Here is a 23,187-nt window from a genome sequence, read left to right as displayed (position 1 = left end):
CCGCCAGCCCTGTAGGGGCGATCAGCGGTAGAAATGCCTGGGTGTTACACTGTCCGCCACATAGCCTGAATATAAAGAGGGGAGGCCAGGCCGACGCTGAGCCTCCCCGAGCGTTTCTGGACTAAGCATGAGAATACTGATCATTGGGCCCAGCTGGGTCGGCGACATGGTGATGGCGCAGACCTTGTTCCAGTGCCTGAAACAGCAGTACCCCGAATGCGTGATCGACGTGCTGGCGCCCGAGTGGAGCCGGCCGATCCTCGAGCGCATGCCCGAGGTGCGCCAAGCCCTGAGCTTCCCGCTCGGCCATGGCGCGCTGGAGCTGGCCACGCGCCGGCGCATCGGCAAATCCCTGGCGGGTCAGTATGACCAGGCGATCCTCCTGCCTAACTCGCTGAAATCGGCATTGGTGCCGTTTTTCGCTGGCATCCCCAAACGCACCGGCTGGCGCGGCGAGATGCGCTTCGGCCTGCTCAACGATGTGCGCAAGCTGGACAAAACCCGCTATCCGCTGATGATCGAGCGCTTCATGGCCCTGGCCTATGCACCAGGGGCCGAGCTGCCACAGCCCTATCCACGCCCAAGCTTGCGGATCGAAGCGCAGAGCCGCGACGCCGCGCTGGCCAAGTTCGGCCTGGCGCTTGATCGACCGGTGCTGGCGCTGTGCCCTGGCGCCGAGTTCGGCGAGGCCAAGCGCTGGCCGGCCGAGCACTACGCCGAGGTCGCTGACGCGATGATCCGTCAGGGCTGGCAGGTGTGGCTGTTCGGTTCGAAGAACGACCACCCGGTGGGTGAGGCGATCCGTGATCGGCTGATTCCAGGGTTGCGCGAGGAGTCCTACAACCTCGCAGGGGAAACCTCTCTCGCCGAAGCCATCGACCTGTTGTCCTGCGCCGATGCCGTGGTGTCCAACGACTCCGGGCTGATGCACGTGGCCGCTGCCCTGAACCGCCCGCTGGTGGCGGTCTACGGCTCTACCTCGCCGGGCTTCACCCCGCCTTTGGCCGAACACGTGGAGATCGTGCGCCTGGGCATCGAATGCAGCCCCTGCTTCGACCGCACCTGCCGTTTTGGCCACTACAACTGCCTGCGTCTGCTCGAGCCCGGCAAAGTGATCGCCGCGCTCACGCACCTGGGCGGGCCGAACCTGATCGATGTCCTGGCCGAGGTCGACTAAGTGCGGGTCCTGATCATCAAGACATCTTCGCTGGGCGACGTGATCCACACGCTGCCGGCGGTCACCGATGCCGCCCACGCTATCCCCGGTATCCGCTTCGATTGGGTGGTGGAGGAAGGTTTCGCCGAGATCCCCAGTTGGCACCCGGCAGTCGACCAGGTCATTCCGGTGGCCATCCGGCGTTGGCGCAAGAATCTTTGGCAGACGATCAAGAGCGGCGAATGGAAGGCGTTCAAGCAACGTCTGCGCGCGCGCAAGTACGACCTGGTGATCGATGCCCAGGGCCTGGTTAAGTCGGCCTGGCTGACGCGCTATGTGAAAGCGCCGGTGGCGGGGCTCGATCGCTACTCCGCCCGTGAAGGCTGGGCCAGCCGCTTCTATGACCGACGCCTGTCGGTCGCTGTCGGCCAGCATGCCGTGGAGCGGGTCCGCCAGCTGTTCGCCCTGGCCCTGGCCTACGACCTGCCCGAAGGCATCGGTCGCTATGGCCTGGACCTGGATCGCCTGCAACTGCCGCCTGCCGCGCCATACGTGGTGTTCCTGCATGGCACCACCTGGGCCACCAAGCACTGGCCTGAGGCCTACTGGCGCGAACTGGCCGAGCGCCTTGGGCGGCGCAACCTGCAGGTTCGCCTGCCGTGGGGTAACCCGGCCGAGAAAGCCCGCGCCGAGCGTATCGCCCAGGGCTTGAAGAATTGCGAAGTCCTGCCCAAGTTGAACCTGGCAGGTGTCGCCCGCGTCCTGGCGGCGGCAAAGGCCTGCGTGGCAGTGGATACCGGCCTGGGCCATTTGGCGGCGGCACTGGATGTGCCGACCATCTCCCTGTTCGGCCCAACCAACCCTGGCCTGACCGGCGCCTACGGGCGTGTGCAGGTCCATCAGGCCAGCGACTTCCCCTGCGCGCCCTGCCTGCAGAAGAAGTGCACCTACAAACCGAGCGCCGAGGACCTGCGCCGGTTCGATCTCAAACGCGAGTGGCCACTGTGCTTCACTCGCCTGAATCCCGAGCATGTGGCGAGCCGCTTGAGCGCGCTGCTGCTGGCTGAGGATGTTCGTTGATGCAACTGGCTTTCGTGCTTTACAAGTATTTCCCCTTCGGCGGGCTGCAGCGCGATTTCATGCGCATTGCCTTGGAGTGCCAGAAGAGGGGCCACCAGATCCGTGTCTACACGTTGATCTGGGAAGGTGACATTCCGCCGGGCTTCGAGGTGCTGGTGGCGCCGGTCAAGGCACTGTTCAATCATCGCCGCAACGAGAAGCTCAGTGCCTGGATGGCCGCGGACTTGGCCAAGCGCCCGGTCGATCGCCTGATCGGTTTCAACAAGATGCCTGGGCTGGACGTCTACTACGCCGCCGACGGCTGCTTCGAGGACAAGGCCCAGACCCTGCGCGGCGGCCTGTACCGCCGCTGGGGCCGCTACCGGCATTTTGCCGAGTACGAGCGCGCCGTGTTCGCCAAGGACGCCCGCACCGAGGTGCTGATGATCTCCGAGGTGCAGCAGCCGCTGTTCATCAAGCACTACGGCACCCCGCTTGAGCGCTTCCACCTGTTGCCGCCGGGGATTTCCCAGGACCGCCGCCGCCCGGCCGACGCCGAGGCGATCCGCGCGCAGTTTCGCAAGGAGTTCGGGCTGGGCGAGGACGATCTGCTGTTGGTGCAGATCGGCTCGGGCTTCAAGACCAAGGGCGTGGACCGCAGCCTCAAGGCGCTGGCGGCGTTGCCCTCGGCGCTGCGCAAGCGCACCCGGCTGATGGTCATCGGCCAGGACGATCCGAAGGTGTTCCAGTTGCAGAGCGCCACGCTGGGCCTGGGCGAGCAGGTGCAGTTCCTCAAGGGGCGCAGCGATATCCCGCGATTCCTGCTCGGGGCCGATTTGCTGATTCACCCTGCCTACAATGAAAACACCGGCACCGTGCTGCTGGAGGCCCTGGTGGCCGGCCTGCCGGTGCTGGTTTCCCAAGTGTGCGGCTATGCCCATTACATTGCCGAGGCCGACAGCGGCCTGGTGCTGGACGAGCCGTTCGAGCAGGAGCAGCTCAACCGTTACCTGCAACGCATGCTCGAAGACGGCCAGGCGCGTGCCGCCTGGGCGCGCAACGGGCTGGCCTTCGCCGATACCGCGGACCTTTACAGCATGCCGCAGCACGCCGCCGACGTGATCCTCGGGCAGGAGCAGGCATGAAGCTGATACTGGCCGAGCCGTTCAAGCGCCTGTGGGCCGGGCGCGATCCCTTCGAGGCCGTGGAGGCCCTGCAGGGCGAGGTGTTCCGTGAACTGGAAGGCCGCCGCACGCTGCGCACCGAGGTCGAGGGCGAGGGGTACTTCGTCAAAATCCACCGCGGCATTGGCTGGGGCGAGATCTTCAAGAACCTGTTCAGCGCCAAGCTGCCTGTCCTCGGCGCCGGCCAGGAGTGGCGCGCTATCCAGCGTCTACACCAAGCCGGCGTGCCGACCATGACCGCTGTGGCCTACGGCGAGCGCGGCAGCAACCCGGCGAGTCAGCATTCGTTCATCGTCACCGAAGAGCTGGCACCGACCATCAGCCTGGAAGATTTCAGCATCGACTGGGTCAAGCAGCCGCCCCAGGCGCGCCTGAAATGGGCGCTGATCGCCGAGGTGGCGAAGATGACCGGCGGCATGCACCGTGCCGGGGTCAACCACCGGGACTGCTACATCTGCCACTTCCTGCTGCACACCGATCGACCGGTGACGCCGGAAGATTTCAAGCTGTCGGTAATCGACCTGCACCGGGCCCAGACCCGTGACAAGATCACCCGCCGCTGGCGCGACAAGGACCTGGCTGCCCTGTATTTCTCGGCCCTGGACATCGGCCTGACGCGCCGCGACAAGCTGCGCTTCTTGCGCGGATACTTCCAGCGCCCGTTGCGCCAGGTGTTGGCCGATGAGGCCGCGCTGCTCGCCTGGCTCGAGCGCAAGGCGCAGAAACTCTACGATCGCAAGCAACGCTATGGGGATGCGCTCTGATGGCGGGTTGGACACTGGCACCAGGCTACGAAGGCCTGGCGGCGGATTTCGGCAGTCTCGATGCGGTGTTCGCCCTTCAAGGTGAACGCCTCACCCGTGACCCGCTCAGCGAAGTGGTGCGCATCGAGCGGGATGGGGTCAACTATTACGTCAAGCGCTACACCGGTGCCGGCAAGGCCCTGCGTCGCTACGTGGGGCGGCCGCGCATCAAGGCCGAGTGGCAGAACCTCAAGCAATTTGCCAAATGGGGGATCCCCACCGCCGAAGTGGTGGCCTGGGGCCTGGAACGCAACGGCCTGGGTTTTGGCCGCGGTGCGATGATCACCCGCGAACTGCCCAATACCGAGGATCTGTCCGCCCTGGCTGAACGCAAGGACTCGCGTCTGGCCGACCGCACCTGGGTCGACCATGTCAGCCGTCAACTGGCCAGGCATACCCGGGTCATGCACGATCACAACTTCGCCCACAACGATCTGAAGTGGCGCAACCTGCTGGTGGACGACAAGGCGACGCTGTTCTTCATTGACTGCCCGACCGGCGACTTCTGGCGCGGTTGCCGTGCCCTGATGTTGCGCCACCGCCTGATCAAGGACCTGGCGTGCCTGGACAAGGTCGCCAAATACCACCTGTCGGCAACCCAACGCCTGCGCTTTTACCTGCAGTATCGCGGTCACCAGCGCCTGGATTCCAGGGACAAGCGACGGATCCGTGAGGTGGTGAGCTTCTTCGAGGGAAGGGAATGACCGATTACCTGGCCAGTGCCGACGAGGCGCTGCTGCAACGTCACGGGCTAAATGACTTCGAGGCGCTGTGGGCGCTGCAGCTCGACGCCGTGGACGAGCCCAACACCGGCCGTGGCGGTTGGAGCAGCGTGTTTCGCCTGGAGCTCGAGGGCAAGGGCTTCTACCTCAAGCGCCAGAGCAACTACCTCACGCGGACCCTGCACCGGCCGTTTGGCGAGCCGACCTTCGCCCGTGAGTTCCGCAATATCAGCCGTTACCAAAAGCTCAGGATTCCCGCCTTGCAGGCGGTGTTCTATGGTGAACGCAAGGGCAACGGCCAGCACCGCGCCATTCTCATGACCCGAGCACTGGATGACTGGCGCGATCTGGATAGCCTGCTGGCCCAGTGGCCGCAACTGGCAGCCGGGCAGCGCGAGGGTATCCTCAAGGCTTGCGGCCAGCTGGCCCGCACCCTGCACGCGGCAGGCCAGGTGCACGGCTGTTTCTACCCCAAGCACATCTTCCTGCGTGAGCGTCGCGAAGGCTGGCAGGCCCAGTTGATCGACCTGGAGAAGACCCGCCCGCTGTTAATGGGCATGCGTGACCGGCTCAAGGACCTGGAACCCTTGCTGCGCCGTGCCCGCGTCTGGGGCGAGGCGGACGTACGCAGCCTGCTGGCGGCCTACCTCGAGCAGCCTGGCGACAGCAGCCTGGTCGATACTTGGTTGCAACGCCTGGTGCGTCGTCGCCGTGAAAAGGAGGCGCGTTGATGCGTTTGTCTGAACTCAAAAGCGCCGGGCGCAGCCCGTCGTTACCGCTGAGCGTGACGCTGGCCGATGCGGCCGGCAGCGCGGACCTGCAATTGCTGAGTCTGCTGCGCGTGCTGCCGGGGCAACGCTATGTCGGCGCCGGCATCTGGCGTGGCACGCCGGTGTTGGCCAAGCTGTTGGTCGGTGGCAATGCCGCCCGACACTTCCAGCGCGAACTCGAAGGTGTGAAGTTGCTTGCCGCACAAGGCCTGACGACACCCCAGCTGTTGGCAGATGGCCTGAAGGAAGGCGAAGGCGGCTGGTTGCTGTTCGAGTTACTCGAAGGCGCCCAGAGCTTGGGCGACGCCTGGGCGGCGGTGGAGAACCTGCCGGTGCTGGCCGACGAGCAGCAGCAGGTGCTGGGCGAAGCGCTCGCCACCGTGGCACACATGCACGCCAAGGGCCTGTGGCAAGAAGACCTGCACCTGGACAACCTGCTGCGTCATGGGGGTCAGCTGTACTTGATCGACGGGGGCGGCATCAAGGCCGAGACCCCGGGCCAGCAACTGTCGCGCCAGCGGGTGCTGGAAAACCTCGGCGTGTTCTTCGCCCAGTTGCCCAAGCGCCTGGAGCCTTTCATCGAAGAGCTGCTGGTCCATTACTTGTTGGCCAATGCCGAACATGCCCTGCCGTTGGAAGCCTTGCAGAAGCAGATCGACAAGGTGCGCAACTGGCGCTTGAAGGATTACCTGGAAAAGGCCGGGCGCGAGTGCACGCTGTTCAGCGTCGAGCGCAGCCTCTCGGGCCTGCGCGCGATTCGTCGCGCCGAAGTGCCGGCCATGCTGTCGGTGCTGCAGAACGCCGATGCGTTGATCGATGCCGGGCATCTGTACAAGACCGGCGGTGCAGCCAGCGTGGCGCGTATCGAGGTCGATGGCCGCACGTTGGTGCTCAAGCGCTACAACATCAAGAACACCGCTCACTGGTTCAAGCGCTTCTGGCGCCCCAGCCGCGCTTGGCACTCCTGGATCGAAGGGCACCGTCTCGCATTTCTCGACATCGCCACGCCGCGGCCGCTGGCAGTGCTGGAGGAGCGGATCATGGGCCTACGCAGCCGAGCCTTTTTGGTCACCGAGTATGCCAACGGGCCGGACCTGATCGAGTGTTTCCAGCCTTACGTCGAGAGCGGCGAGGCGCCTGAGGAACAGGTGCAGGCATTGGTGCACCTGATGCAGCAACTGATTCACGAGCGCATCAGCCATGGCGATTTAAAGGGGCATAATCTGTTCTGGCAGGACGGTAAGTGGTCGCTGATCGACCTGGATGCCATGTGCCAGCACGCCACCCAGCTCAGCTTCGCACCAGCCTATGCCCGTGACCGGGCGCGGATGTTGCGCAACTGGCCAAGCGGCAGCGGGTTGCACCAGCGGCTGGATGCGCTGTTGCCGCGCATCGATCAGTAGGCCCGGACACCGCGCGGCCGATAGGCACGACAGGGCTTTGGGTGGCGACTCAGGCCCTGTCGGGGGACGACGGTGCCCATCCCACGGTATTCAGGCGCGGCCGATCAGCCCTCGCAGCCCCAGCACCGCGGGCACGCCCAATCCCACCCAGGACAACACGTCCCACCCGCCATCCCCCAATAACGCGGCAAACAGCCCTGCCGCGCCCAGAACGGCGATGAGCGCCGGCCAGGCGAAGATTCGCCGGGTCGATTGCGACCTGTGGCTCATGCCGTCACCTCCCGGCCCTTGCGCTGCTTGGCCCACCACAGGTAAAGGCCGCTGCCCAGGACGATAATTGTCAGCACGTCGAGCACCGCCCAGAGGATCTGCATGGGACGCCCGCCGTAGTCGCCGAAATGCAGTGGCTGCGACAGCCCCATGGCATCCATGTACCAAGGCCGCTCACCGATGGCGGTGACTGACAGTGTGCGAGCGTCGATCAGCACCGGGGTCCACGTGTGGGAGGTCAGGTGGGTGGCGCCTTTCATGAACACCGCGTAGTGGTGCTCACTGGAAAAGCGTGTGCCGGGGAAGGCGATGAAGTCCGCCCGCATGCCAGGCGTCGCCTCGGCGGCGATGTCCAGCAGACGGCTGGCCGGTGCGCGCTCGGTGAGCGGTGGTGCGTCCCGGTAAGGGGCGACCATCGCTGCCAGGCTGTCGTTGCGCCAGGCAGCGATGACCACATCGGAGAGGGCGCTGATCACCCCGGTGACGCCGACCACCAAGGCCCAGGTCAGGGTGACGATGCCGATCAGGTTGTGCAGGTCGAGCCAGCGAAGGCGGCGCGAGCGATCATGGCGCACCGTGGCGAACCCCAGGCGGCGCATGAAGGGGGCGTAGAGCACGGTGCCGGAGATGATCGCCACCACGAACAACACCCCCATGAACGCCAGCAGCAGCTTGCCGGGCAGGCCGGCGAACATGTCTACATGCAGGCGTAGCAGGGTCATCATCAACCCGCCGTTGGCCGCAGGCATCGCCACCGCTTCACCTGTGCGGGCGTCGAGCATGAAGGTGTGCGAGGCATCGGGTTCGGTGCCAGCGGTGGCAGCCGTGATGGCAACCACGCCGTCAGGTTCGTCCTCGTCGTAGCCGAAGTATTGCACCACCTCGCCAGGACGATGGGCCTGGGCCTTGAGCACCAGATGCTGCAGGTCCAGGTGCGGCGTGCCCTCGGGCATCTGGCGCAGTTCGGGGGCATCGCCGAGCAAGTGTTCGAGTTCGTGGTGGAAGATCAGTGGCAGGCCGGTGAGGGCCAGCAGCATCAGGAACAGGGTGCAGACCAGGCTGGTCCAGGTGTGGATGAAGGACCAGCGGCGGATGGTTGAGCTTTTCATTTCATGTTGTTTCTCTGCGTCCGGAAAGACCAAAAGCCGTCTTCCGGGGACGGCTTGATCGATGAGCGAATGACGTCAGGCCATCACCATTTGTAGGTGGCACTGGCGACGACGCTGCGTTGGTCTCCGAAATAGCAGTAGTACGCATCGCAGGTGGAGATGTAGTCCTTGTTCAACAGGTTGGTGGCGTTGATGGCCACCGATGCGCCCTTCAGGCTGTTGTCGAGACGTCCCAGGTCGTAGTGCACGGCGGCATCGAACACGGTGTAGGCGTCGGCCTTGCCCAGGTAGGTGTTGGCCTGGTCGCCATAGGTATTGCCGGTGTAGCGCGCACCGGCACCGATACCGAAGCCATCGAGCACGCCGGTGTGCCAGGTGTAGTCGGCCCACAGCGAGGCTTGCTGGTTCGGCATCCGCTGCAGGCGATTGCCTTTGTAGAGGCCGTCCTGCACTTCGGATTTGGCCAGGGTATAGGCGGCGATCACCTTCAGGTTTTCGTTGACGTCGGAGACGGCCTCAAGCTCCAGACCACGGACTTTCACTTCGCCGGTCTGGCTGGTGACGGTCACGTTTGCGACAGTGTCGGTGACCGAGACGTTCTTCTGGGTCAGGTCATAGATCGCGGCGGAGAGCAGGGTGTTGGAACCAGGAGGTTGGTACTTGATGCCAAGTTCCCACTGCTGGCCTTCAGTCGGCTTGAACGACTCCGTGGCTTTAGGGCTTGGATCACTGGTCGGCTGGAAGGATTCGGCGTAGGACAGGTAGGGAACAAAGCCTGAGTCGAACACGTAGCTGATGGCGGCGTTGCCACTGAATTTCTTGTCGCGCTGGGTAGTGGTCGCGTCATTGTCGTTGAAGTACTTAGTGCCGGTGTGCACCCAGTCCTCACGCCCGCCAATGGTCAGGCGCCAGTTGTCCAGGGCCATCTGGTCCTGGACATACAGGCCCGTCTGGCGGGTTTTCTGGTTGTAGTCGTAATAGGCGTCGGCGCGTGGCGGGCGGGTGATCGGCAGCCCATACACCGGGTTGTTGACGTTGGTGTCGGGCACGTTGAAGCCGTAGATCGCCAGGTAGTTGGTGTTGGTGCGCTGGTGATCCAGGCCGATCAACAGGGTATGGCTGATGTCGCCGGTGTCGAAGTTGCCCTGGAAGTTGTTGTCGACGGCGAACTGGCTGATGTCCTCATCGACATTGGTGGACATGCGGCTGGTGTTGCCTTGGTTGTCCACCGGTGGGTTGGTGGGGTTGTAGCTGCTGACCGTAATCGTTTGGAAAGCCAGGTCCGACTTGGTGTAGCGCAGGTTCTGTCGGAACTGCCAGACATCGTTGAAGCGGTGCTCGAAGGCATAACCCAAGGCGTAATAGGTGCGGTCGTAGAACTCGTAGTTTGGGTCGCCTAGGTTCTTGTGATGCGAGATCTTGCCGAACGGCATGTCGATCTTGGTGCCCTGGATCGGGCGGAACTGGCTCGTGACGCCGGTATCGTCGCGGGTGAACTGAGACAGAAAAGTCAGCGAAGTGTCTTCGTCGATGTTCCAGGTCAGGCTGGGGGCAATGTTGTAGCGCTTGTCGTCGATGTGGTCGATCTGGGTGCCGCCGTCGCGCACCACCCCGCTCAGGCTGTACAAGAACTGACCCTGGTCATCGATCTTGCCGGTGCTGGCGAAGTTGATCTGTCGGTGGTTATCGCTGCCGTACTGCAGTTCGATTTCATGGGCGCTTTCGGCCTGCGGGCGGCGGCTGACCATGTCCAAGAGGCCGCCGGGTGGAGTCTGCCCGTAGATCGAAGAGGACGGGCCGCGTAGCAGCGCCAGACGGTCCAGGTTCCAGGTCTCGGCTTTGGGGTTGGCGTAGACGCCACGGGGCAGTGGCAGGCCGTCGAGGAACTGGGTCGGCTCGAAGCCGCGCACGAGCATCCAGTCGTACCGTGTATCACTGCCGAAACTCGCCGAAACGATCCCTGGCATGTAGCGCACGGCATCATCGAGGCTGTGCACGCTCCGGTCACTCATCTGCTGACGGGTCGCGACGGAGATGGAGCGGGGGACTTCGACAAGTGCCGTATCGGTCTTGGTGCCTGCGGCGGTGCGGGTGGCGGTATAGCCTTCTACCGGGCCCCAGGCCGTCTCCAAGTCGCCGCTGGCATGGATGGCGGTTTCCGGAAGTGCCAGGGTGCCGTCGGGGGTGGCCACCAGGCTGTAGCTGCCGACGCTGCTTTGCTGCAGTTGCAGGCCTGTGCCGCGCAGCGCTGCGTGCAGGGCGCCCAAGGCGTCGTACTGGCCGCTGACCCGGGCCGAGGTGCGGCCATCGACCAGCGCCGGATCCAACGCCAGAGCGATACCGGCCTGGCTGGCGATCTGGTTCAGGGTGCTGGCCAGCGCTGCGCTGGGCAGATCGTAGGTACGCAGAGCCGTCTGCTCGGCGGCCTGCACGGCAGTGCTGCCCAGCGGGATGGCCAGAGCAATGGCCAGGGCCATCAGGCTAGGGCGCAGGAAAGAATCTACGGCACGGGACATGCAGCGGCTCCTCGACGAATAAGTGCTGATTGCTTCCTTGCCGAGCGAGATGTGAAAAGTGACAGAGGGTGATGGAAAAAATGTGCAAGGGGACTGGGGCTGTTTCGCAGCCCCTCGCAGGCTTGGCCAGTTCCCACGCAGGGAGACTGGGTGTCGTGAGTCTATTTGGCGGTGACGGTCACCCACCACGGCGTATGCAGCTCGATCTTCACCGGTAACGCCGGGGTGAGCGATGCCAGGGCCAGGTCGGTGTCGGTCAGCGGGAAGCTGCCGCTCACACGCAGATCGGCCACTTCGGCGGCAACCCCCAGGTGGCCGTTGCGGTAGTGGGCGAGCGTGGCGACCAGATCGGCCAGGCGTACGTTGTCCACGACCAGCATGCCGCGGGTCCAGGCATCGGCACCGACCGCGACGGGGTCGACCTGGCCAAGACCGTCGGCGGTCATCAGTACCTGCTGGCCTTCGCGCAGGACCTGCTCATCGCTGCTGTTCAGTGGCCTGGCCGCTACCTGGGACTTGAGCACCTCCAGGCGGGTGCCGTCGCCTTCGCGCTTGACCAGAAAGCGCGTGCCCAGCGGTCGCAGGCGGCCATCATCGGTACGCACCAGCAACGGACGGGCATCCCTATGGCCGGTTTCGACGGAAATCTCGCCTTGGTGCAGGACGATGACCCGCTGCGTGCCGGTAAAGTCGATGTCTACCGCAGTGCTGGTATTGAGGCTCAGCACGGTGCCGTCTTCGAGGCGCAGGGTGCGCAGCTCGCCGGTGCCGGTGCGCTGGTCGGCCAGCCAGTAGCCCGGCGACAACGAAGGTGCACCAACACCGATCAGCAGTGCGCCTACCAGCAGCAAACCAGCCAGGCCGCCACCGAACCTGCCCAGCCGCTGGCGCAAACCCACTCGCGATTGCACCAGGGCTTTGCGTGCCGGGCCTGCCGCGGCACTGACGCGCTGATCGAGCATGCCCAGTTGCTGCCAGGCACGGGCATGTTCCTCACTGGCGGCATGCCAGCGCATGAACTCGATGCGTTCATCCGCGGTGCCGTCGCCGTCATCGAGGCTCAGTTTCCAGGCAATGGCGGCGTCCAGCACTTTGGCCGATACGGGCTTGGTGTTCACGTCGGCTCTCCATAGAGCGCCACGTAGCACTGGCGCATGCCTTGGGCGATGTACTGGCGCACCCGTGAGACCGACACGCCCAAGCGCTCGGCGATTTCGGCATGGCCCATGCCATCGAGGCGATTGTGCAGGAAGGCCGCCCGCGCCTTGCTCGACAGCTTGCCCAGGAGCCGGTCGATGGCCTTGAGGTCTTCGAGGATCAGGTGCTGGATTTCTGGGGAAGGCTGCTCGGCCTCGGGCCGGCTGGCCAGCTCGGTCAGGTAGGTCTGCTCCAGAGCCGCACGGCGGAAGTGGTCGAACAGCAGGCCCTTGGCCACGGCGACCAGAAAGGCACGGGGCTCGCGCGGAACGTCGAGCTGCTCGCGGCCGAGCAGGCGCACGAAGGTGTCCTGGCTCAGGTCTTCGGCGCGCTGGCGGCAGGCTGTGCTGCGTTGCAGCCAGGCCAGCAGCCAGGTGCGATGGTCGCGGTACAGCGTACCGACCAGCTGGGCATGTGGGCTCTGCGCAGACGACAAGAAGCGTCCCCCGAAAAGAATGCGTTAACTAACGATAATTATTCGCGATTGTGGCAGAGCGGAGGTGCCCGGTGCAATTGGCGCTGATCGGATTGTGAAGGCGGGTTTGCCTCCACACAGGAGGTCAGGCTCCCCTGGGGCCTGCGAGCCAAGGGAGCGGGTCCATCCGCGAACGAGCAGACGCGAGCGATGTAGGGGCTACAAGCTGTATTGCTGGGTCTTGCGCCGGCGCCACTGCTGCAGACGCAGGTTCAACTGCAGGGGGCTGTCGAGCTGCTGGCGGCGGGCCTGGCTGAGCAGGATGAGGGCCAGTTCGGCTGTGACCAGGGCATCGGCGCTGGCGTGATGGCGTTCTTCTGCCTGCAGGCCGAAGCGGGCGATCCAATCGTCGAGGCTGGCTTCGCGCAGCACGGTATCGGGGTTGAGCATCGGGGCCATGTCGGCCACATCGAAGAAGTGATGCTGCAGACGATAGCCGAGGCTGTCCTTCAGGGCTCGAGCCAGCATGCGCTGGTCGAAGGGCGCGTGGAACGCCAGCACGGGACTGTCGCCAATGAATTCCAGCAAGTCGAGCAGTGCAGTGGCCGGGTCGCAGCCAGCGGCCAGGGCGCTGGGGCCCAGGCCATGAATCAGGACGCTTGGGTTGGTCTTCTGCGCCGGGCGGTGCAGGGTGCGCTCGAACTGTTGGCGGAAATCGATGGCGCCATCCTCGATAGCGACCGCGCCGATCGACAGCACCTGGTCTCGGTTGACGTTCAGCCCGCTGGTCTCCAAGTCCAGCACCACCCAGCGCTGTTCGCGCAACGACAGCACGCCCAGTGTCGGCGCGGTCTTGGGCAGGCGCGCAATGCGCTGGCACAAGTCGGCGTCCAGCGACGGCTGGGTCGGTCGCAGCCAGGCGAACAGGCTCATAACTGGTACCGCAGGGCCAGGCTGCTTTGCAGGCGCTGAGCCTGGCGCAGGGACTCACGCAGGATGCGTCGGTCCAAGTGGTTAAGGCTGTCCGGGTCGAGCCGGTTGGAGTAGGGCAGGTTGTCGCGGCTCTGGCGCTGGTGCTGCTGCATGCGGGTCTGCTGGATGAAGTGGTAGGCCTCCTCGTAGGCGGCGCCATCCAGCGGCTCGATGATGCCCCGGGCTACCAGGTGGCGCAGACGTTCCAGGGTATTGCAGGCCTTGATGCCATTGGCCAGCGCCAGCAGGCGTGCGCCATCGACGAAGGGTGTCAGACCTTGGACCTTGAGGTCGAGGGTCGCGGCCTTGTCGTTGCCCTGACGAGTCAGCACGAACTCGCGCAGGCGCCCTACCGGCGGGCGTTGGCGCAGGGCGTTGTCGGCCATCATGCGCTGGAAGATGCGGTTGTCGGCGACCTGCTCGAGAATACCGCGGCGCAGTTGTTCGCAGCCCTGTTCGTCGCCCCAGACCACCCGCAGGTCGAAGTAGATGCTCGAACCCAGCAGGTTCTCGGGGCTGGCCTCACGGATGAAACCGGCGAAGCGGCGCGCCCATTCGCTGCGCGACAGGCACAACTCGGGGTTGCCGGCCATGACATTGCCTTTGCACAGGGTGAAGCCGCACTGGGCCAGGCACTGGTTGATGTACTGGGCAAGCGGCAGCAGTCGGGCGCGAATCGCCTCGGCCTCGGCGGCGTCATTGGCTTCGAAGAGAATGCCGTTGTCCTGGTCGGTGTGCAGGGTCTGCTCGCGGCGGCCTTCGCTGCCAAAGCACAGCCAGCTGAACGGCACGCCCGGATCGCCGCGCTCGGCCAGGGCCAGCTCGATTACCCGGCACACGGTATGGTCGTTGAGCAGGGTAATGATCTGGGTGATCTGCGTCGAAGAGGCGCCGTGGGCAAGCATGCGTTCGACCAGTTGGCCGATCTCGCCGCGCAGCGATACCAAGTTCTCCAGGCGTGGGGCGTGGCGAATGGTGCGGGCCAGGTGCACCAGGTCGACCCGTTGCAAGGAGAACAGGTCCCGCTCGGACACTACGCCGCACAGGCGTTGGTTATCCACCAGGCAGACGTGGGCGATATGCCGTTCGGTCATGGCCATGGCGGCGTCGAAGGCGCTGGCCTGGGGGCTGAGGTAGAACGGCTGGGCGGTCATGTAGCGCTCGATCGGCGCGGTCAGTTCGGCGCTGGCGTCGGCCACCACCTGGCGCAGGTCGCGCAGGGTGAAGATGCCGAGGGGGAAGCGCTGTGGATCGACGATGACGATGCTGCCGACCTGCTGTTCGTGCATCAGCCCCACGGCTTCGCGCAAAGGGGTGTCCGGCGTGCACACCACCGGATGACGCATGGCCAGCTCGCCTAGCGGCGTGTTGAGGGAATACTGGGTCCCCAGGGTTTCCACGGCGCGCTGGCGTACTTGCTGGTTGACCTGGTCGAGCAGGCTGCTGACGCCACGCAAGGCGAAATCGCGAAACGGCTCGGATAACGAGAACACGCGGATGAACGCGCTCTTGTTCAGTTGCAGGCAGAAGGTGTCCTCACCGGCCAGGTGCTCGGTGCGTGTGGCCCGCTCGCCCAGCAGCGCTGCCAGGGGAAAGCACTCGCCGCTGGCGATCTCGAAGGTGGTTTCCATGCCCGGCTTGGTGACGTGCTGGCGCTCGCCGACCACTCGGCCTTGCTTGACGATGTAGAAGTGTTCGACCGGGCCGTCGGCCGGTTTGATGATGCTCTCGCCGCTGGCGTAGAAGCGCAGCTGGCATTGCTCCACCAGGTAAGCCAGGTGGCTGGGCTCCATCTGATTGAACGGCGGGAAGCGCTGCAGGAACTGCAGGGTACCCTGGATGTTCTGCAGCACTGCCGTTCTGCCGGCCTGGCTGTAGGCGTCCTTCTTGCTCATGGAACTGACCGCATTTAGGGGGCACTAGGCGCAGGCCCTGTTGTTCTAAGGCTCCATGGTCGGCCGCTGGCCGTGCGGTGCCCATTGGACGTAAGTCTATAAGGCACGGCACGCCCCGCCTGGCAGGCGCCTGGGTGTCAAATAGACGACGAAAGGTGCCTTGCATAGCGTTGTTTTGCGGTCTGAACTCTTAGAACGGGATTTTTTTGACGAGATGAACATGGCCGAGCATGACGACATCCTCAGTGACGACGAGCGCGAGGCATTGGCCACGCTGACCGCTCCGGCTGCGCCGGCGCAACGGGTGCTGGTCGTGGACGATGATGTCGCGAACCGTGAAGCGTTGTGTCTTTACCTCAAGTCCAAGGGAATCGACTGCATCACTGCTGACGGTGCCCAGGCGGCGCTGAGCCTGCTCAAGCGCAGGGCCAACATCGGCCTGATGATCACCGACCTGCGCATGGAGCCCAAGGACGGGCTGGAACTGATTCGGCAGGTGCGTGAATCGCAGTGTGCGGCACTTTCGATCATCGTGGTGTCGGGCGACACCGATGTAAAGGAGGCGGTGGACGTGATGCACCTTGGGGTGGTGGATTTCCTGCTCAAGCCAGTGGACCTGGACAGGTTGCTGGAGCTGGTGAGAAAGGAACTGGGAATCGAATAAAGCATTGGGGCCGCAGAGCGGCCCCAAAAGGTTTTACAGCCCGTTGCGTGCCTTGAACTCGCGGCGACGACGGTGCAGCACAGGCTCGGTGTAGCCGTTCGGCTGCTTGGCGCCTTCGATGACCAGCTCGATAGCGGCCTGGAACGCGATGTTGTCATCGAAGTTCGGTGCCATCGGGCGGTACAGGGCGTCACCGGCGTTCTGCTTGTCGACCACCGCTGCCATGCGCTTGAGGCTTTCCAGAATCTGCGCCTGGCTGACGATGCCATGGCGCAGCCAGTTGGCCAGCAGCTGGGCGGAGATACGCAGGGTGGCGCGGTCTTCCATCAGACCGACATCGTTGATGTCCGGCACCTTGGAGCAGCCTACGCCCTGGTCGATCCAGCGGACCACGTAACCCAGGATGCCCTGGGCATTGTTGTCCAGCTCGTTGCGGATTTCTTCTTCCGACCAGTTGGTGTCGGTCGCCAGCGGAATGGTCAGGATGTCGTCCACCGAAGCCGGTGCACGCTTGGCCAGCTCGCGCTGACGCTCCTGCACGTTGACCTTGTGGTAGTGCAGGGCGTGCAGGGTGGCGGCGGTCGGCGACGGTACCCAGGCGGTGTTGGCGCCGGCCAGTGGGTGAGCGATCTTCTGCTCGAGCATGGCGGCCATCAGGTCCGGCATGGCCCACATGCCCTTGCCGATCTGGGCGCGACCTTGCAAACCGGTGGCCAAGCCGATGTCGACGTTGTTGTTCTCGTAGGCGCCGATCCACTTCTCGTTCTTCATGGCGCCTTTGCGCACCACGGCACCGGCTTCCATGGAGGTGTGGATTTCATCACCGGTACGGTCGAGGAAGCCGGTGTTGATGAAGACCACGCGCTCGGCGGCGGCCTTGATGCAGGATTTGAGGTTGACCGTGGTACGGCGCTCCTCGTCCATGATGCCGACTTTGACGGTGTTGCGCTTCATGCCCAGCAGGTCTTCGACGCGGCTGAAGATCTCGGCGGCGAAGGCCACTTCCTCCGGACCGTGCATCTTCGGCTTGACGATGTAGACGCTGCCGGTGCGGGTGTTCTTGCGGGTGGTGTTGCCCTTGAGGTTGTGCAGGGCGATCAGGTTGGTGAACAGACCGTCCTGGATACCTTCGGGAATCTCGTTGCCTTGGGCATCGAGAATCGCCGGGTTGGTCATCAAGTGGCCGACGTTGCGCACGAACAGCAGCGAACGACCGTGCAGGGTGACGGTGCCACCGGCGGGCGCGGTGTACTCGCGGTCAGGGTTCATGGTGCGGGTGAAGGTCTTGCCGCCTTTGGTCACGCTCTCGGACAGGTCGCCTTTCATCAGGCCCAGCCAGTTGCGATAGACCACGACCTTGTCGTCGGCATCGACCGCGGCGACGGAGTCTTCGCAGTCCATGATGGTGGTCAGAGCCGATTCCATCAGGATGTCCTTCACGCCGGCTGCGTCGGTGCTGCCGACCGGGGTGCTGGCATCGAACTGGATTTCGAAGTGCAGGCCGTTGTGCTTGAGCAAGATGGCGGTCGGGGCGCTGGCATCACCACGGAAACCGATCAGCTGAGCGTCATCGCGTAGGCCGCTGTTGCTGCCGCCCTTGAGGGCGACGATCAGCTTGCCACCGTCGATGCGATAGCCGGTGGAGTCGACGTGGGAGCCGGCCGCCAGGGGTGCGGCTTCGTCGAGGAAGGCGCGACCGAAGGCAATGACCTTGTTGCCGCGGACCGGGTTGTAGCCTTGGCCTTTCTCGGCACCGCCTTCGTCGCTGATGGCGTCGGTGCCATAGAGCGCGTCGTACAACGAACCCCAACGAGCGTTGGCGGCGTTGAGGGCGAAGCGGGCATTCATTACCGGCACGACCAGCTGTGGGCCGGCCATGTGGGCGATTTCTTCGTCCACGTTCTCGGTGGTGGCCTGGAAATCGTCGGCTTGTGGCAGCAGGTAGCCGATTTCCTGGAGGAAGCTCTTGTAGGCCACGGCGTCGTGGGCCTGGCCTTTGCGTGCCTGGTGCCAGGCATCGATCTTGGCTTGCAGTTCGTCGCGCTTGGCGAGCAGGGCTTTGTTCTTTGGAGCGAGGTCATTGATGATCTTTTCCGCACCGGCCCAGAACTGCTCGGCGACGATGCCGGTCCCTGGAATGGCTTCGTCGTTGACGAAGTCGTACAGGACCTTGGCGACCTGAAGGCCACCGACTTGAACGTATCCAGTCATTGCTTGCCTCACTCTGCTCAGCTATTTCGCTCTTCTGTATTAAGCCTGTAGCGCTTCTCTAAACACGGCACCAGTACTTGCCCTCGTCTGAGCGCGGCTGGGTGCGGCTCGCCAGACGGGCTGGCGGGCGGGTTGCGTATTTTCACAGGCGCCTTGGCAGACATCCAATCGACGTTTTGTAGTCCGCACCGAGGCATACTACATGAGGCAGTAGGCTGGTGAACATCAGACTAAAAGCGTCGTTGTGCGACCAATCGGTCGCGTATGGTCACGCTGGGAGAGGATATGTTCGCAAAAAACAGGTGGATTGTTCCAGATAAATCTTGAAACAGTACACGATTCGTTGTGCGAACCGCCCTGCGGCAGGTTGCCGCGCCTTGCCTATACTGAGGCGATGCCCCCGTATTTCGCCGCGCGCAGCGGTGTCCTAGACCTAACAGCAGAGCTCAGGAGCGGCCCCGTGGACCATCTCGTACTGACAGTGATCGCCCCCGATAAAGCCGGGCAGGTCGAGCGTATCGCTCAATGCATCGCCGAGCATAACGGTAACTGGCTGGAGAGTCGCATGTCGCGGATGGCCGGGCAGTTTGCCGGGATCTTGCGTGTGGCGGTGCCGGCCGAGTCCTATGACGACTTGGTGGAGGCCCTGCAAAAGCTTTCCAGCCACGACATTCGCGTGCTGATCGCCGAGAGTGGTATCGAGCCTTCCTGCACCTGGAAACCGATCGCCATGGAGCTGGTGGGCAACGACCGGCCCGGGATCGTGCGCGATATCACCCGGTTGCTTGCCGAGCAGGGCGTGAATCTGGAGCGCTTTACGACTGAGGTGCGCCCGGCGCCAATGAGCAGCGAACCGCTATTTTGTGCCGATGCATTGTTGGCGCTGCCGCTGACGTTATCCCTGGATGACCTGCAACGGCGGCTGGAGAGCCTGGCGGATGATCTGATGGTCGAGCTGAAGTTGCGGCCCGAAGAGTGAATACTGGCGGGTAATCCCGTGGAAGGGTTATCCCAGATTCATGGGGGCTGCGCTGTGGATAACCTGGGGGTGCACCGCTGTAGCTCAAGCCTGTCAGGGCTTCCGGCGCTTTGAGCAAAAAATGTCCAGATTTCAGTGCGTTGTGCACAAAGCGCGGGGACGAGGGTGTGGATAACCTTTGGAGACATCGCTGCAGGCCACGCCATACGTGGCTTGCAGCGGTTTGTTCGTTTTTTGATCAGGTGCGTTTGCGCAGGCTCAGCCAGGCATCCACGCTGTAGAGGGCCAGGCCTGCCCAGATGAAGACGAACGCCAGCAGGGTGCTGGACGACAGGTGTTCACCGAACAGCAGTACCGCCTGCAGCAGAACCAGGGTCGGCGCCAGGTACTGCAGGAAGCCCAGGGTGGTGTAGGGCAGGTGGCGCGCGGCGGCATTGAAGCATACCAGCGGAACCAGGGTGACCGGCCCGGCTGCCATCAGCCAGAGGGCTTCGCTGCTGGTGTAGAAGCTGGCATGGGCGCTGGTCGCCTCTGGGTTGAGGAGCAACCAACCGGCAGCCAGGGGCACCAGCATCCAGGTTTCCACCACCAGGCCAGGCAGGGCTGCGACCGGTGCCTGCTTGCGGATCAAGCCATAGAAGCCGAACGACAACGCCAGCACCAGCGACACCCACGGCAGGCTGCCGACCTGCCACACCTGCTGGGCCACTCCGACCGCCGCCAGGCCCACTGCCAGCCATTGCAGGCGACGCAGGCGCTCGCCGAGCAACAACATGCCCAGCAGGACGTTCACCAAGGGGTTGATGTAATAACCCAGGCTGGCTTCGAGCATACGGCCGTTGTTCACCGACCACACGTAGGTCAGCCAGTTGCCGGCGATCAACGCCCCACTCAGGGCCAGGATGCCCAGGCGGCGAGGGTTTTCACGCAATTCTCGCCACCAGCCCGGGTGCTTCCAGACCAGCAGCAGAAGCGAGCCGAACAGCGCCGACCAGAGCACGCGGTGGACGATGATTTCCACCGCCGGGACGCTCTGGATGGCTTTGAAGTACAGGGGGAACAGGCCCCAGATGATGTAGGCGCTCAGGCCCAGGATGTACCCGCGGCGCGGGTTGGCGGCGTGCATGGAGAGTCCTTGCTTAGGTAACTAAATACTGCACGCCTATTGTAGACAGACCACCTGTCGCTTCTAAAACAATTTCAGTGGTTCTTCATCGAGCGCTGCGATCTGTTCGCGCAGGGCGAGGATCTGATCGCCCCAGTAGCGCGGCTGGCCGAACCAGGGGAAGCTCGGCGGGAATGCCGGGTCGTCCCAGCGCCGGGCCAGCCAGGCGCTGTAGTGCAGCTGGCGCAGGGCACGCAGCGGTTCGATCAAGGCCAGTTGGCGCGGGTCGAAGTCGTGGAATTCGTTGTAGCCGTCGATCAGCTCCGCCAACTGGCCCATGCGCTCCTCGCGGCTGCCGGCGAGCATCATCCACAGGTCCTGGACCGCAGGCCCCATGCGGCAGTCATCCAGGTCGACGATATGGAAGGCCTCATCGCGGAACATCAGGTTGCCTGGGTGGCAGTCGCCGTGCAGGCGAATCACTTCATGCGGGGTGCGGGCGTAGAGGCGTTCGACCCGTTGCAGCAGGTCCCGGGCAACGGATTCGAAAGCCGGTCGCAGTTCGTTGGGGACGAAGTCGCCTTCGAGCAAGGTGTGCAGCGAGGCATGACCGAAGTTATCCACCGCCAGCGCTTCTCGGTGCTCGAAGGGGCGGGCAGCGCCTACCGCGTGCAAGCGCCCGAGCAGTTGGCCCAGGCGGTAGAGCTGATCGAGATTGCCCGGCTCCGGGGCGTGGCCGCCTCGGCGAGGAAATAGCGTGAAACGAAAGCCCTGGTGTTCGAACAGGCTGCGGCCTTCGTGCAGCAGGGGAGCCACCACCGGTACGTCGCATTCGGCCAGCTCGGCGCTGAAGCGGTGTTCCTCGAGGATCGCATCGTCCGTCCAGCGTCCGGGGCGGTAGAACTTGGCGATCAGCGGTTGCGCGCCTTCGATGCCCACTTGGTAGACCCGGTTCTCGTAGCTGTTGAGGGCCAGCACCCGGGCATCGCTGAGAAAGCCCAGGCTTTCCACGGCGTCCAGGACCAGGTCGGGGGTGAGGGTGTCGAAGGGGTGGGACATGAAGGCTCCGGGCACGGCGGCAGGATAAGGTGCCATGGTAGCGCAGGTTGACCAGAGGCCGCCCTGGCCCTGTTACACCGGAACCCCCAGCAATACATAAGAGGGATGAAACTGCACACGCACTTGGCTACCGGCATCCAGCTCATGCTGTGTAAGCCAGTGCTCATCGGCAAAGGCGCACAGGGTCTGCCCGTTACCCAGCACCAGCCGCACCTCGCTTGGCCCGTCTTCATCGGTCAGTACCTGTTCGACGGTGGCCATAAGGCAATTGCTGCCCGCTTCGACGTGATCGCCCTCGAGGAGCAACTGCACCCAGCCGGCCTTGAGCAGCGCGACCACGGTGGCATCGAGCGTCAGCTCCAGACGCTCGGTGCTGCCTCGGGTGATCAGCGCCTCGATCTGCAACCCGCCGCCAAGATCGAGGCTGACCCGGTCGTGCCGCCCTTCGCGGCGCAATCCGCTGATGCGTCCTTGCAGCTGGTTGCGGGCACTGGTGCGCAGCATCAGGCGGCTGAGCAGATCGAGGTCACTGCTTTCTTCGGCGGCGTCCAGCAACTGGGCCTGCAGGGTTTGCAAACGTTGATACAGGCGCAACACCCGCTCGCCTTCGGCCGACAGACGCGCACCGCCACCCCCACGTCCGCCCGTGCTGCGCTCCACCAAGGGTTGGGTGGCCAGGTTGTTGAGCTCATCGATGGCGTCCCAGGCAGCTTTGTAGCTGATGCCGGCCGCCTTGGCAGCGCGGGTGATCGAACCTTGTTCGGCGACATGTTGCAGCAAGGCGATGCGCTGAGGGCGACGGGCGATGTGCTGGGTGAGCAGGGCAGGTAGTGACATGACGGACGTCGGTCTTGGTGAAGATGCTGTGACGGTGCCGGTGGCCTGCTGGCAAGTCAAGACAAGGTGTCCTCCCTGCGATGGTGCCAGCACTGCTCACACCTGCCCTGGTTTGGGCGTGCGCGCCAGGCAATACACGTCGACCCGCCGGGCACCGGCTTTGCGCAGCAGTGTGGCGATGGCCTGGGCGGTGGCGCCAGTGGTCAATACGTCATCGACGATGGCCAGGTGAAGGCCATCGAGGCGGGCATCGGGTGCAAGCCCGAACGCCTGGCGCAGGTTGCGCTGCCGTGCCTTGGCGCCGAGGGTCTGTTGGGCAGGGGTGTCGCGGGTCCGGCGCAGCAATTGCTCGTTGCACGGGATGTTCACCTGCGCGGATAGCCAGCGCGCCAGCAAGGCAGCCTGGTTGAACCCTCGTCGGCGCAGTCGACGAGCGGCCAGGGGTACGGGTAACAACTGGTCAGGTTTTGCCTGCCCCTCGGCGAAGCGATGCGACAGCGCCTGGCCCAGCAAACGGGCCATCAATCGGCCAAGCGGCCACTGGCTGTGATGCTTGAAACGGCTCACCAGCTTGTCGATGGGAAATCCGAAGTACCAGGGCGCCACGACCTGGTCGAAGGCCGGCAGATAGCGGCTGCAATGGCCGCAGGTCAAACCGGCCATCGGCAGGGGTAGGGCGCATCGGGTGCAGTGATCGTCCAGCCAGGGCAGTGCGTGCTCGCATTCGGTACACAGGGGATAGGCCTGGTCGGCGGGCTCGTCACAGAGTAAACAGTGCTGGCTAATATTTATACACTTGTAAACCAAGTGTTTTGCGAGTGGTTGACAGTGCATGGGCCTTCCATGAGTATGCGAGCTATC

Annotated in this window: 21 protein-coding genes; 9 read left to right on the top strand and 12 right to left on the bottom strand. The window is 64.1% G+C overall.

The genetic code is table 11. From position 1 onward, the window contains the following. The first annotated feature begins 127 nt into the window (after nt 1–127). From waaF to HMPREF3173_RS06500, 7 genes are read left to right on the top strand one after another with little or no spacing between them, the layout of a single operon-like run. On the top strand, nt 128–1,177 hold the full coding sequence (gene waaF / locus HMPREF3173_RS06530; protein ID WP_070571976.1) for a lipopolysaccharide heptosyltransferase II: 1,050 nt from the start codon (nt 128–130) through the stop codon (nt 1,175–1,177). After that, nucleotides 1,178–2,236: a lipopolysaccharide heptosyltransferase I gene (waaC, locus tag HMPREF3173_RS06525; RefSeq protein ID WP_070090716.1), complete on the top strand. Its 1,059-nt coding sequence runs from the start codon at nt 1,178–1,180 to the stop codon at nt 2,234–2,236. After that, nucleotides 2,236–3,360 carry a glycosyltransferase family 4 protein gene (locus tag HMPREF3173_RS06520; RefSeq protein WP_043212619.1) on the top strand — a complete coding sequence of 375 codons (1,125 nt, stop codon included), beginning with the start codon at nt 2,236–2,238 and terminating at the stop codon, nt 3,358–3,360. Before waaC ends, HMPREF3173_RS06520 begins: the two co-directional genes overlap by 1 nt. After that, on the top strand, nt 3,357–4,163 hold the full coding sequence (gene rfaP / locus HMPREF3173_RS06515; protein ID WP_043212621.1) for a lipopolysaccharide core heptose(I) kinase RfaP: 807 nt from the start codon (nt 3,357–3,359) through the stop codon (nt 4,161–4,163). Before HMPREF3173_RS06520 ends, rfaP begins: the two co-directional genes overlap by 4 nt. Beyond that, complete coding sequence (locus HMPREF3173_RS06510; protein WP_070571975.1) at nt 4,163–4,906, top strand: lipopolysaccharide kinase InaA family protein; 744 nt, start codon at nt 4,163–4,165, stop codon at nt 4,904–4,906. The genes rfaP and HMPREF3173_RS06510 overlap by 1 nt, the downstream gene beginning before the upstream one ends. Further along, nucleotides 4,903–5,655, top strand: a complete 753-nt coding sequence (locus HMPREF3173_RS06505) for a lipopolysaccharide kinase InaA family protein (protein ID WP_070571974.1) — start codon at nt 4,903–4,905, stop codon at nt 5,653–5,655. The genes HMPREF3173_RS06510 and HMPREF3173_RS06505 overlap by 4 nt, the downstream gene beginning before the upstream one ends. Then, a complete protein-coding gene (locus HMPREF3173_RS06500) occupies nt 5,655–7,097 on the top strand; it encodes a lipopolysaccharide kinase InaA family protein (RefSeq protein ID WP_070571973.1) in 1,443 nt (480 codons plus the stop codon). The genes HMPREF3173_RS06505 and HMPREF3173_RS06500 overlap by 1 nt, the downstream gene beginning before the upstream one ends. A gap of 90 nt (nt 7,098–7,187) precedes the next feature. Here the strand turns inward: HMPREF3173_RS06500 and HMPREF3173_RS06495 are convergent, their stop codons facing one another. The 7 genes from HMPREF3173_RS06495 to HMPREF3173_RS06465 all read right to left on the bottom strand — a co-directional run bounded on the left by HMPREF3173_RS06495 (nt 7,188) and on the right by HMPREF3173_RS06465 (nt 15,471). Further along, nucleotides 7,188–7,367, bottom strand: a complete 180-nt coding sequence (locus tag HMPREF3173_RS06495; RefSeq protein ID WP_043212628.1) for a hypothetical protein — start codon at nt 7,365–7,367, stop codon at nt 7,188–7,190. After that, entirely contained in the window at nt 7,364–8,476 is a 1,113-nt protein-coding gene (locus HMPREF3173_RS06490; RefSeq protein WP_070571972.1) for a PepSY-associated TM helix domain-containing protein, read from the bottom strand. Before HMPREF3173_RS06490 ends, HMPREF3173_RS06495 begins: the two co-directional genes overlap by 4 nt. 83 nt (nt 8,477–8,559) lie before the next feature. Then, nucleotides 8,560–10,992 (bottom strand): TonB-dependent siderophore receptor, encoded by a 2,433-nt coding sequence (locus tag HMPREF3173_RS06485; protein WP_070571971.1) that lies wholly within the window; start codon nt 10,990–10,992, stop codon nt 8,560–8,562. Between the two features lie 161 nt (nt 10,993–11,153). Then, nucleotides 11,154–12,110 (bottom strand): FecR domain-containing protein, encoded by a 957-nt coding sequence (locus HMPREF3173_RS06480; RefSeq protein WP_070571970.1) that lies wholly within the window; start codon nt 12,108–12,110, stop codon nt 11,154–11,156. Continuing rightward, nucleotides 12,107–12,625, bottom strand: a complete 519-nt coding sequence (locus HMPREF3173_RS06475) for an RNA polymerase sigma factor (protein ID WP_070571969.1) — start codon at nt 12,623–12,625, stop codon at nt 12,107–12,109. Before HMPREF3173_RS06475 ends, HMPREF3173_RS06480 begins: the two co-directional genes overlap by 4 nt. A 198-nt stretch (nt 12,626–12,823) precedes the next feature. Further along, nucleotides 12,824–13,537, bottom strand: coding sequence for a 3'-5' exonuclease (locus tag HMPREF3173_RS06470; RefSeq protein WP_043212639.1), 714 nt, complete (start codon nt 13,535–13,537; stop codon nt 12,824–12,826). Then, the gene (locus HMPREF3173_RS06465) at nt 13,534–15,471 is read right to left on the bottom strand and encodes a DUF294 nucleotidyltransferase-like domain-containing protein (RefSeq protein ID WP_070571968.1); all 1,938 of its coding nucleotides are present in this window, start codon (nt 15,469–15,471) and stop codon (nt 13,534–13,536) included. The genes HMPREF3173_RS06470 and HMPREF3173_RS06465 overlap by 4 nt, the downstream gene beginning before the upstream one ends. 214 nt (nt 15,472–15,685) lie before the next feature. Between HMPREF3173_RS06465 and HMPREF3173_RS06460 the strand changes: the two genes are divergently transcribed. Beyond that, entirely contained in the window at nt 15,686–16,135 is a 450-nt protein-coding gene (locus HMPREF3173_RS06460) for a response regulator (RefSeq protein ID WP_232095199.1), read from the top strand. Between the two features lie 33 nt (nt 16,136–16,168). Here HMPREF3173_RS06460 and HMPREF3173_RS06455 read toward each other — a convergent pair whose 3' ends face one another. After that, nucleotides 16,169–18,346 (bottom strand): malate synthase G, encoded by a 2,178-nt coding sequence (locus HMPREF3173_RS06455; protein ID WP_070571967.1) that lies wholly within the window; start codon nt 18,344–18,346, stop codon nt 16,169–16,171. A gap of 460 nt (nt 18,347–18,806) precedes the next feature. On the opposite strand from HMPREF3173_RS06455, the gene HMPREF3173_RS06450 reads away from it, so the two are divergent. Beyond that, nucleotides 18,807–19,325, top strand: a complete 519-nt coding sequence (locus tag HMPREF3173_RS06450) for a glycine cleavage system transcriptional repressor (protein ID WP_043212645.1) — start codon at nt 18,807–18,809, stop codon at nt 19,323–19,325. Between the two features lie 238 nt (nt 19,326–19,563). Here the strand turns inward: HMPREF3173_RS06450 and rarD are convergent, their stop codons facing one another. The 4 genes from rarD to HMPREF3173_RS06430 all read right to left on the bottom strand — a co-directional run bounded on the left by rarD (nt 19,564) and on the right by HMPREF3173_RS06430 (nt 23,160). Beyond that, nucleotides 19,564–20,451: an EamA family transporter RarD gene (gene rarD, locus HMPREF3173_RS06445; protein ID WP_070571966.1), complete on the bottom strand. Its 888-nt coding sequence runs from the start codon at nt 20,449–20,451 to the stop codon at nt 19,564–19,566. A gap of 63 nt (nt 20,452–20,514) precedes the next feature. Further along, on the bottom strand, nt 20,515–21,489 hold the full coding sequence (locus HMPREF3173_RS06440) for a serine/threonine protein kinase (RefSeq protein WP_070571965.1): 975 nt from the start codon (nt 21,487–21,489) through the stop codon (nt 20,515–20,517). Nucleotides 21,490–21,561: 72 nt separating this feature from the next. After that, the gene (locus tag HMPREF3173_RS06435) at nt 21,562–22,326 is read right to left on the bottom strand and encodes a TOBE domain-containing protein (protein WP_070571964.1); all 765 of its coding nucleotides are present in this window, start codon (nt 22,324–22,326) and stop codon (nt 21,562–21,564) included. Nucleotides 22,327–22,422: 96 nt separating this feature from the next. Continuing rightward, on the bottom strand, nt 22,423–23,160 hold the full coding sequence (locus HMPREF3173_RS06430) for a ComF family protein (RefSeq protein WP_070571963.1): 738 nt from the start codon (nt 23,158–23,160) through the stop codon (nt 22,423–22,425). Nucleotides 23,161–23,187 lie beyond the last annotated feature (27 nt).

Origin of the sequence: Pseudomonas sp. HMSC08G10 (genome assembly GCF_001808425.1) — a bacterium.
In the GTDB taxonomy this organism is placed as follows: domain Bacteria; phylum Pseudomonadota; class Gammaproteobacteria; order Pseudomonadales; family Pseudomonadaceae; genus Aquipseudomonas; species Aquipseudomonas guariconensis.
Note: the sequence above shows the minus strand (reverse complement) of the source record. Positions and strands in the feature narration are given on the sequence as shown.

What these genes read in the sequence shown, in the direction of transcription:
- waaF (WP_070571976.1), top strand. Translation starts at nt 128, where the DNA reads ATGAGAATACTGATCATTGGGCCCAGCTGGGTCGGCGACATGGTGATG.
- HMPREF3173_RS06520 (WP_043212619.1), top strand. Translation starts at nt 2,236, where the DNA reads ATGCAACTGGCTTTCGTGCTTTACAAGTATTTCCCCTTCGGCGGGCTG.
- rfaP (WP_043212621.1), top strand. Translation starts at nt 3,357, where the DNA reads ATGAAGCTGATACTGGCCGAGCCGTTCAAGCGCCTGTGGGCCGGGCGC.
- HMPREF3173_RS06510 (WP_070571975.1), top strand. Translation starts at nt 4,163, where the DNA reads ATGGCGGGTTGGACACTGGCACCAGGCTACGAAGGCCTGGCGGCGGAT.
- HMPREF3173_RS06505 (WP_070571974.1), top strand. Translation starts at nt 4,903, where the DNA reads ATGACCGATTACCTGGCCAGTGCCGACGAGGCGCTGCTGCAACGTCAC.
- HMPREF3173_RS06500 (WP_070571973.1), top strand. Translation starts at nt 5,655, where the DNA reads ATGCGTTTGTCTGAACTCAAAAGCGCCGGGCGCAGCCCGTCGTTACCG.
- HMPREF3173_RS06495 (WP_043212628.1), bottom strand. Translation starts at nt 7,367, where the DNA reads ATGAGCCACAGGTCGCAATCGACCCGGCGAATCTTCGCCTGGCCGGCG.
- HMPREF3173_RS06490 (WP_070571972.1), bottom strand. Translation starts at nt 8,476, where the DNA reads ATGAAAAGCTCAACCATCCGCCGCTGGTCCTTCATCCACACCTGGACC.
- HMPREF3173_RS06485 (WP_070571971.1), bottom strand. Translation starts at nt 10,992, where the DNA reads ATGTCCCGTGCCGTAGATTCTTTCCTGCGCCCTAGCCTGATGGCCCTG.
- HMPREF3173_RS06470 (WP_043212639.1), bottom strand. Translation starts at nt 13,537, where the DNA reads ATGAGCCTGTTCGCCTGGCTGCGACCGACCCAGCCGTCGCTGGACGCC.
- HMPREF3173_RS06465 (WP_070571968.1), bottom strand. Translation starts at nt 15,471, where the DNA reads ATGAGCAAGAAGGACGCCTACAGCCAGGCCGGCAGAACGGCAGTGCTG.
- HMPREF3173_RS06460 (WP_232095199.1), top strand. Translation starts at nt 15,686, where the DNA reads ATGAACATGGCCGAGCATGACGACATCCTCAGTGACGACGAGCGCGAG.
- HMPREF3173_RS06455 (WP_070571967.1), bottom strand. Translation starts at nt 18,346, where the DNA reads ATGACTGGATACGTTCAAGTCGGTGGCCTTCAGGTCGCCAAGGTCCTG.
- rarD (WP_070571966.1), bottom strand. Translation starts at nt 20,451, where the DNA reads ATGCACGCCGCCAACCCGCGCCGCGGGTACATCCTGGGCCTGAGCGCC.
- HMPREF3173_RS06440 (WP_070571965.1), bottom strand. Translation starts at nt 21,489, where the DNA reads ATGTCCCACCCCTTCGACACCCTCACCCCCGACCTGGTCCTGGACGCC.
- HMPREF3173_RS06435 (WP_070571964.1), bottom strand. Translation starts at nt 22,326, where the DNA reads ATGTCACTACCTGCCCTGCTCACCCAGCACATCGCCCGTCGCCCTCAG.
- HMPREF3173_RS06430 (WP_070571963.1), bottom strand. Translation starts at nt 23,160, where the DNA reads ATGCACTGTCAACCACTCGCAAAACACTTGGTTTACAAGTGTATAAAT.